The sequence below is a fragment of the Nonomuraea sp. NPDC004186 genome (genome assembly GCF_053603495.1).
Genome location: NZ_JBSGFQ010000036.1, coordinates 103,462 through 110,805, shown reverse-complemented (window position 1 = coordinate 110,805; position 7,344 = coordinate 103,462). Strand labels below are relative to the sequence as shown.

The following is a 7,344-nucleotide window of genomic DNA, read 5'->3' as shown; positions in this document are numbered from 1 at the left end:
GCGGGTCCCCCCCCCCCCCCACCCCAGGCCCCCACACCCGCCTTGCGGGGGGGGGGGGTGGCCCCGCGTCCCCCCCCCCCACCCCCCGAAGTCAGTCCTAGTCCTTGGCCCTGGTGGGGCGCAGGAGGGCCTCGGCCAGGGCCAGCATGGTCTCCTCCAGGGCGCCCAGGCGCTTGGTGAGGTCGTCGGTCGCGGGCTGGACGATGCCGGTGACCGTCTCCGTGAGCTGGTCGCGGTCGGGACGCGCCGTGACGAGCTCGGTGAGCGCGCTCGCGGCGGCGGTCAGGCGCTCGGCCTGGTCACCGGCGTGCGCCTGGAGCAGCTCGCTCTGGCCCGCCAGGGCCTCGGGGAGGCGGCCCACGCGCTCGCTGACGGTCTCGATGCGGTCGTCGACGGACTCCAGGTGCGCGCTGGCCTGCTCGGCGCGGGTGGCCAGGCCGTTGAGGTGGGTGTCGAGCCCGTTGAAGCGGGTGTCGATGCCGTCGAACCGGCTGCTCAGGTGCTCCTCGGCCTCGACCAGGCGCTCGTCGACGGAGTCGATCTGGGTGTCGAGCTTGTTGAAGCGGCCCTCGTTGCGCGTGGACAGCTCGCCGAGGCGCTGGTCGGAGGTGGCCATGCGCTCGTCGAGGGCGCCGAAGCGGGCGTCGATGCGTACGTCGAGCGCGTCGAACCTGTCGTCGTGGCGCCCGAGGTGGCCGTCCACGGTGCCCAGCCGCTTGTCCACGCCGCCGAGCTGGTTGTCCACGGACAGGAGTCGCTTGTCGACGCCGGCCATCCTGCCGTCGAGGCCGTCGAGCCTGGTGTCGATGTCGGCCAGGCACTCGTCGGCGGACTCCAGACGGCTGTCGAACCCGGTGAGCCGCGAGTCGAGCCCCGTGAGCCTGCCCTCGACCCGGTCGAGCCGGGCGTCCACGCCGCTGAGGCGGGCGCTCAGGCGCTGCTCGCTCTCGCCGAGCTGGATGGCGAGGTGCCGGTCGGCTTCGTCGAGCCTGGTGGCGAGGCGCAGCTCGACGTCGGACAGGCGGCTGCCGAGCTGCTCGTCGGACTCCTTGAGGCGGCTGGCCAGCCGCTCGTCCGCCTCGACGAGGCTGGTGGCCAGGCGCTGGTCGGTCTCGTCCATCCGGGCGCTCAGCCGCAGGCCGGTCTGGTCGATCCGGTCGGACAGCCGCTGGTCGGTCTCGTCGAGCCGGTCGGAGAGCCGCTCTTCGGTCTGGTCGAGGCGGTCGGACAGTCGCTGGTCGCTCTCGCCGAGGCGGACCGTCAGCCGCTGGTCGGTTTCGTCGAGCCGGGTCGTCAGTCGCCGGTCGGTCTCGTCGAGGCGGTCGGAGAGCCGTTGGTCGGTGTCGTCGAGGCGGGTCGTGAGGCGCTGGTCGGCCTCGACGAGCCGCGTGGTCAGCCGCTGGTCCGTCTCGTCCATCCGGACCGAGAGCTGCTTGTCCTGGGCGCTCAGCCGGGCGGTGAGGTGCTCCGACAGGTCGCCGACCGCGACCTCGACCCGGTCGGTGCGGGTGGTCAGGTCGGCCATCGACTTGTCGAGCCTGGTGAAGCGGCTCGCGGCGGCCTCCATGCTGCTGTTGAGCGTGGCCAGCGTGGCGGCGAAGTCGGACATCCCCTTCGTGAGGCCGTCCGTGCTGTCGAGCACCGTCTGCAGGCGGGTGAGCGCCTCGTCCACGCCCTCGCCCATGGTGCCCAGGTCGGCCCGCAGGCCGGGCAGGTCGGCCACCGGGGCGACGCGGGCGTCCACGTCCCCGATCCGCTCCCCGACGGCGTCCACGTGGTCACGTACCGCCTCGACGTGCTGAGCCAGCCCCTCCGCCCACATCGGCGGCTTGGCGGTGATGTCGTCGAGCCGCCCGCTGACCGCCTGCAGCGTGCCGCTGAGGCCGCCGAGCTCGCGCTCGCGGACCTCGCGCAGCAGCCACTCCATGCCTTCGAGCCGCTGGCGGATCTCGTCCAGCACGGCCCCCTGCGTGCGCTGCTCGTACACATGATCCTGCGAGGCGCGCGCCAGCAGGTCCCGCATCCTCTCGGAGATGCCGGACTGGCCTCCTGCCTGGAGAAGGGTGGTGTGGTTGGAATGGTCCACCGAAAGCTCCTTTGGCTCGCCGACGGTCTGCCGCGCAGCGGTGGGATATAGGTCGATTTTCAGATGAACGAGCGGGAACGCGGAAAACCGCATCAGGGGAGAACTCCCGTCCGCCCACCTTAGCCTCTCGATCAAGGTCCGTCAGGGGCGAAGAGAAAGATCGAGGTTAACGGCAGAATGACCGGTTCAGGCAGGTGGAGAGGTGTCGCAGATGATGACCGATGGCTTATCGATGATTCGGGTAAGGATGATAGTTGCCGATTTTTCGCCATTTAGGCGGAGATCTGAGCGGAGGCGCTCGATGTCGACGGCGGAGCCGCGCTTCTTGATGGTGACATTTCCGACTTGTCGCTCACGGAGGGCGGCGCGCAGCTTTTTCCCTGAAAAGGGGAGAACGTCCTCTACTTCATATCTGGCCGCCCATGGGGTGTCGATCCGGTCGTCACCGGTGATGTAGGCGATCATCGGGTCGAGCAGGCGTCCGTTCACGATTTCCGACACCTCGCCCACGAGGTGTGCCCGGATGGCCGCGCCGTCCGGCTCGTAGACGTACCTGCCGACCGGGCCGACGGCGGCCTCGGCGCCCGTGGCGGTCAGAGTGTGGCCGCCGGGCAGCAGGGTGGCGCGGCGCCCCGCTGCTCCCTCCTGGCCGCTCCAGAGGGCGGCCTCCTTGACCTCGCCCTTGTACGAGACCCACTCGGCCTCGGCGCCTCCGGGGATGAACTCGTACGGGATGCCCGGGGCGACCTTGACGCACGCCCGGGAGGCCCTGGAGACCAGGTCGAGCACCACCGGCCAGGGCGGGGAGTAGGCCATGGGGTCGAACGTCCTGCCCCGGCTCGTCCGCCTGGCCGGATCGGCGAAGAGCACGTCGTACTCCTCCGGCCGGACCTCGGCCGCGTCCCCCACCGACACCGTCACCCTGTCGGCCAGCCCGAGCGCGTCGGCGTTGGCCCTGGCCACGGCGACGGTCAGCGGGTCGGTGTCCACGGCGGACACGGTGCAGCCGGCGCGGGCCAGCGCGAGGAAGTCGCCGCCGACGCCGCAGCAGGCGTCCACGACCCTCAGCCCACGCCCGAGCCCGTGCGGGGGTGCGTCCGGTCCGTGCGGGGGCGCGTCCGCGACGCCGAGCCCGTGCGGGGGCGCGTCCGGTCCGTGCGGGGGCGCGTCCGCTCGTGTCTCGGCGGTCAGGCGGCGGGCGCGGTGCTCGGCGACCTCCGTCCGCGTGGACTGCTCCAGGCCGTGCGGCGTGAAGTACATCCGCCCGGCGTCCTCGCCGAACTTGGCCCTGGCGCGCTCCCGCAGCCCCGCCTGGGTGAGCGCCGCGGAGGTCAGCGCGGCGTCGTACGTCTTGCGCAGCCTCGTGGCGGCGGCCACCGGATCCGTGCCCACCAGCTCCACGGCCTCCGCGAGCGCGCGCTGCCCGCGCGGTGTCAGCAGCTCGTCGAAGGCGTCAAGGTCCACATCACCCGACGTTAGTGCCATGTCCGACCCGGTCGGACCATGGGCGTACCGTATCCAGAGGGGGTGGATTCGGTCTGATCGCTCTCAGCAGACGCGTTCGTGTTGACTGTCAAGCCCCTCTTGCATATGTTTCCTGTTGGCACTCTCCCCTTGAGAGTGCCAACGTGCGACGAGGCAGGTCTGACACCCGCGACGGCAGGCCCAGCTGGTCGCCTCTTCTAGATCATTCAAATCTGAAGGGGAGGTCCGATCGTGACGACCGCCACCAAGGTTCCCGTTAAGCCGCTCGGCGACCGCATTGTGGTTCAGCCGCTTGAGGCCGAGCAGACCACCGCTTCCGGCCTGGTCATCCCGGACACCGCCAAGGAGAAGCCGCAAGAGGGCAAGGTCCTCGCGGTGGGCCCCGGCAACTGGGATGAGGACGGCGACAAGCGGATTCCGCTCGACGTCTCTGAGGGCGACATCGTCCTCTACAGCAAGTACGGCGGCACCGAGGTCAAGTACGGCGGCGAGGAGTACCTCGTGCTCTCCGCCCGCGACGTTCTCGCGATCATCGAGAAGTAAGCCGGATGTGTCGAGCCCCGGGCGCTCTTGAGGGCGGCCGGGGCTTTCGACGCTAGGAGAGGACTTTCAAACAATGGCGAAGATCCTGGAGTTCGACGAGGATGCCCGCCGCGCGCTCGAGCGCGGTGTGAACGCCCTCGCCGACGCCGTGAAGGTAACCCTCGGCCCGCGCGGCCGCAACGTCGTCATCGACAAGAAGTTCGGTGCGCCGACGATCACGAACGACGGTGTGACCATCGCTCGTGAGATCGAGCTGGAAGAGCGCTACGAAAACCTCGGCGCCCAGCTCGCCAAGGAAGTTGCCACCAAGACCAACGACATCGCGGGTGACGGCACCACCACCGCCACCGTGCTGGCCCAGGCCATGGTCCGCGAGGGCCTGCGCAACGTGGCCGCCGGCGCCTCGCCGCTGTCGCTCAAGCGCGGCATCGACAAGGCCGCCAAGGCGATCAGCGACAAGCTGCTCGACAGCGCCCGCGAGGTCGCCGACAAGAAGGAGATCGCCAACGTCGCGACGATCTCCGCCCAGGACGCGCAGATCGGCGACCTGATCGCCGAGGCGTTCGACAAGGTGGGCAAGGACGGTGTCCTCACCGTCGAAGAGTCCAACGCCATGGGCATGGAGCTCGAGTTCACCGAGGGCATGCAGTTCGACAAGGGCTACGTGTCGCAGTACATGGTGACCGACCCTGAGCGGATGGAGTCCGTCCTCGAGGACGCCTACATCCTGATCAACCAGGGCAAGATCGCCTCCATCGCGGACTTCCTGCCGCTGCTGGAGCAGATCGCCCAGACGAAGAAGCCGCTGCTCGTGATCGCCGAGGACGTCGAGGGCGAGGCCCTGGCCGTCCTGGTCACCAACAAGATCCGCGGCACCTTCACCTCCGTGGCCGTCAAGGCCCCGGGCTTCGGCGACCGCCGCAAGGCCATGCTGCAGGACATCGCCACCCTCACCGGTGGCCAGGTCGTCAGCGAGGAGGTCGGCCTCAAGCTGGAGCACGTCGGTCTCGAGGTGCTCGGCACGGCCCGCCGCGTCGTCGTCACGAAGGACAACACCACCATCGTCGACGGCGCCGGTGACCCGCAGGCCATCGAGGACCGCGTCAAGGAGATCAAGCTCGCCATCGAGCAGTCCGACTCCGACTGGGACCGCGAGAAGCTGCAGGAGCGCCTGGCCAAGCTCGCCGGCGGTGTGTGCGTGCTGCGCGTCGGCGCCGCCACCGAGGTGGAGCTGAAGGAGAAGAAGCACCGCCTCGAGGACGCGATCTCCGCGACGCGCGCCGCGATCGAGGAGGGCATCGTCTCCGGCGGTGGCTCCGCGCTGATCCACGTCTCCAAGACTCTCGACGACCTCGGCCTGACGGGCGACGAGGCCACGGGTGTCGGCGTCGTGCGCCGCGCCCTGGTCGAGCCGGCCCGCTGGATCGCCGAGAACGCCGGTCTCGAGGGCTACGTGGTGACGCACAAGGTCGCCGAGCTGGAGGCGGGCCACGGCCTCAACGCCGCGACCGGCGAATACGGCGACCTGATCGCGCAGGGCGTCATCGACCCGGTGAAGGTCACGCGTTCGGCCGTCCAGAACGCCGCGTCGATCGCGGGCATGCTCCTCACGACCGAGGCGCTCGTGGTGGACAAGCCCGAGGAGGAGGCCCCCGCCGCCGGCGGCGCGGGGCACGGTCACGGCCACGGCCACTGACCCGGCTCTTCTCTCGCCACGGCCCGCACACCCGAAAGGGTTGCGGGCCGTTCGGCGTTCCGGGGACGGTTCAACGCAGGCCGATCGCGCTCTCCCAGAACCAGTTCCAGCGGATCTCGTCCCGGAAGCGGTTCGCGCCCGCCTCGTACAGGACGCCGATCGCGCCGTTGCCGAGAAGCGCCATGTCGGAATATCCGGCGTGGTCGCCGTCGATCCTCACCCCCGCGTTGTTGGTGGAGTTGTCGTAGTTCCGCCAGGTCGCGCCCTCGTCGAAGGACGAGCGCACGTTCATGCCCACCGGGTTGTTGTCGGTCTTCGGCGTGGCGGGCGCGGAGAGCAGGATCCGGGTGTAGGGGGCCTTGTCCCGCTGGCGTAGCAGGGCCGGGTGGGTGGGCGGAGCGGTGACGGCGCCGTCGGCCCGGAAATCGCCGTCGAACGACTCGCCTCCGTCCGTGCTCACGCCACGGGCCAGGCCGTGGACGGAGGTCTGGTCGTCGGGTACGGCGCCGTTGCGGGCGATCACGAGGATGCCGCCGTCGGTCCGCTCGACCAGGGTCTGCTCGCCCAGCTTCAGGACCGACTTGTCGTAGGTCGCGGTCGCGCCGATCTGCCACGTCGCGCCGTGGTCGTCGCTGTAGATCAGCCGTACGCTCTGCGTGTCGCCCACGCTGAAGTAGACGGGCACCACCAGGCGGCCGTTGTGGGCCGGTTGGGTCAGCTGGATGCCGTGCCCCGGCCCCGTGGCGAACCAGTCCCCGGCGCCCGCGGGCGCCTTGATGACCCCCGACAGGTCCTTCGGGCTCGACCAGGTGACGCCGTCGTCCGTGCTGACCTGGACCTTCGGCGTACGCGGCGTCGTCTGGGACGCGGTCGGCTCCGAGGTCGTGAACAGGAACACCGGCCCGCCGGAGTCGGCGACCACGGTCGCGTTCCCCTGCAGGGCCGCTCCGGCCGTACTGGGCAGGACGACCCTGCTCGCCTCCCAGGTGACGCCGTCGTCGGTCGAGCGCCGCATGACGACGTCGAACGCGCCGTGGTCGGCGCAGTTGTTCTTGTTGCGCCGCTCGGCGAAGGCGAGCAGCACGTCGTTCCTGGTCTTCACGACCGCCGGCAGCCGGTAGCAGGTGGCCCCCTGGGATCCGCTGGCGGGGATCGACCTCCACAGGGTCTGCTTGTGGAAGACGTACGTGGGGGCCTGCGCGGCCGCCGCGGGTGATGCGCTGAGGGCCACGGCCATGAGTGCGCCGGCTGCCGCGGTGAACGTCCGAAATGTACGCATCAATGCCTCCATTTACGCGTTCGCGGCCATGATCGTCTCATCGGTCGTCCCCCTGATCCACTGCCTCCTGAAGATCGGCGCCGTGGTTGCGGTGCGTCGGCGACGGCCGGCGGCCACCTGGCGGTTCCACATGCGGTGCGGGCGCGGTTCGGGGCGTCCATGGAGCGATCCTTCGCCCGGTCGATCGCATCCGCACGACGCGGCACGAAAGCGCGTACCCGACCAGCAGCACCTGGATCGGTGAGGGCAGCGTCC

At 70.1% G+C, this 7,344-nt stretch carries 5 protein-coding genes; 2 read left to right on the top strand and 3 right to left on the bottom strand.

Going from position 1 to position 7,344, the window contains the following annotated elements:
- Positions 1–97: 97 nt before the first annotated feature.
- Entirely contained in the window at positions 98–2,086 is a 1,989-nt protein-coding gene (locus tag ACWEPL_RS27950) for a hypothetical protein (protein ID WP_452437885.1), read from the bottom strand.
- Positions 2,087–2,272: 186 nt separating this feature from the next.
- Positions 2,273–3,550: a class I SAM-dependent methyltransferase gene (locus ACWEPL_RS27945; protein ID WP_452437884.1), complete on the bottom strand. Its 1,278-nt coding sequence runs from the start codon at positions 3,548–3,550 to the stop codon at positions 2,273–2,275.
- A 252-nt stretch (positions 3,551–3,802) separates the two neighbouring features.
- Here ACWEPL_RS27945 and groES point away from each other — a divergent pair, with 252 nt between their 5' ends.
- Together groES and groL are read left to right on the top strand one after the other, a co-directional pair.
- Positions 3,803–4,114: a co-chaperone GroES gene (gene groES / locus ACWEPL_RS27940; protein WP_043623565.1), complete on the top strand. Its 312-nt coding sequence runs from the start codon at positions 3,803–3,805 to the stop codon at positions 4,112–4,114.
- Between the two features lie 73 nt (positions 4,115–4,187).
- Positions 4,188–5,810 (top strand): chaperonin GroEL, encoded by a 1,623-nt coding sequence (gene groL, locus ACWEPL_RS27935; RefSeq protein WP_363962220.1) that lies wholly within the window; start codon positions 4,188–4,190, stop codon positions 5,808–5,810.
- Positions 5,811–5,880: 70 nt separating this feature from the next.
- Here the strand turns inward: groL and ACWEPL_RS27930 are convergent, their stop codons facing one another.
- Entirely contained in the window at positions 5,881–7,089 is a 1,209-nt protein-coding gene (locus ACWEPL_RS27930; RefSeq protein WP_452437883.1) for a sialidase family protein, read from the bottom strand.
- Positions 7,090–7,344: the final 255 nt, after the last annotated feature.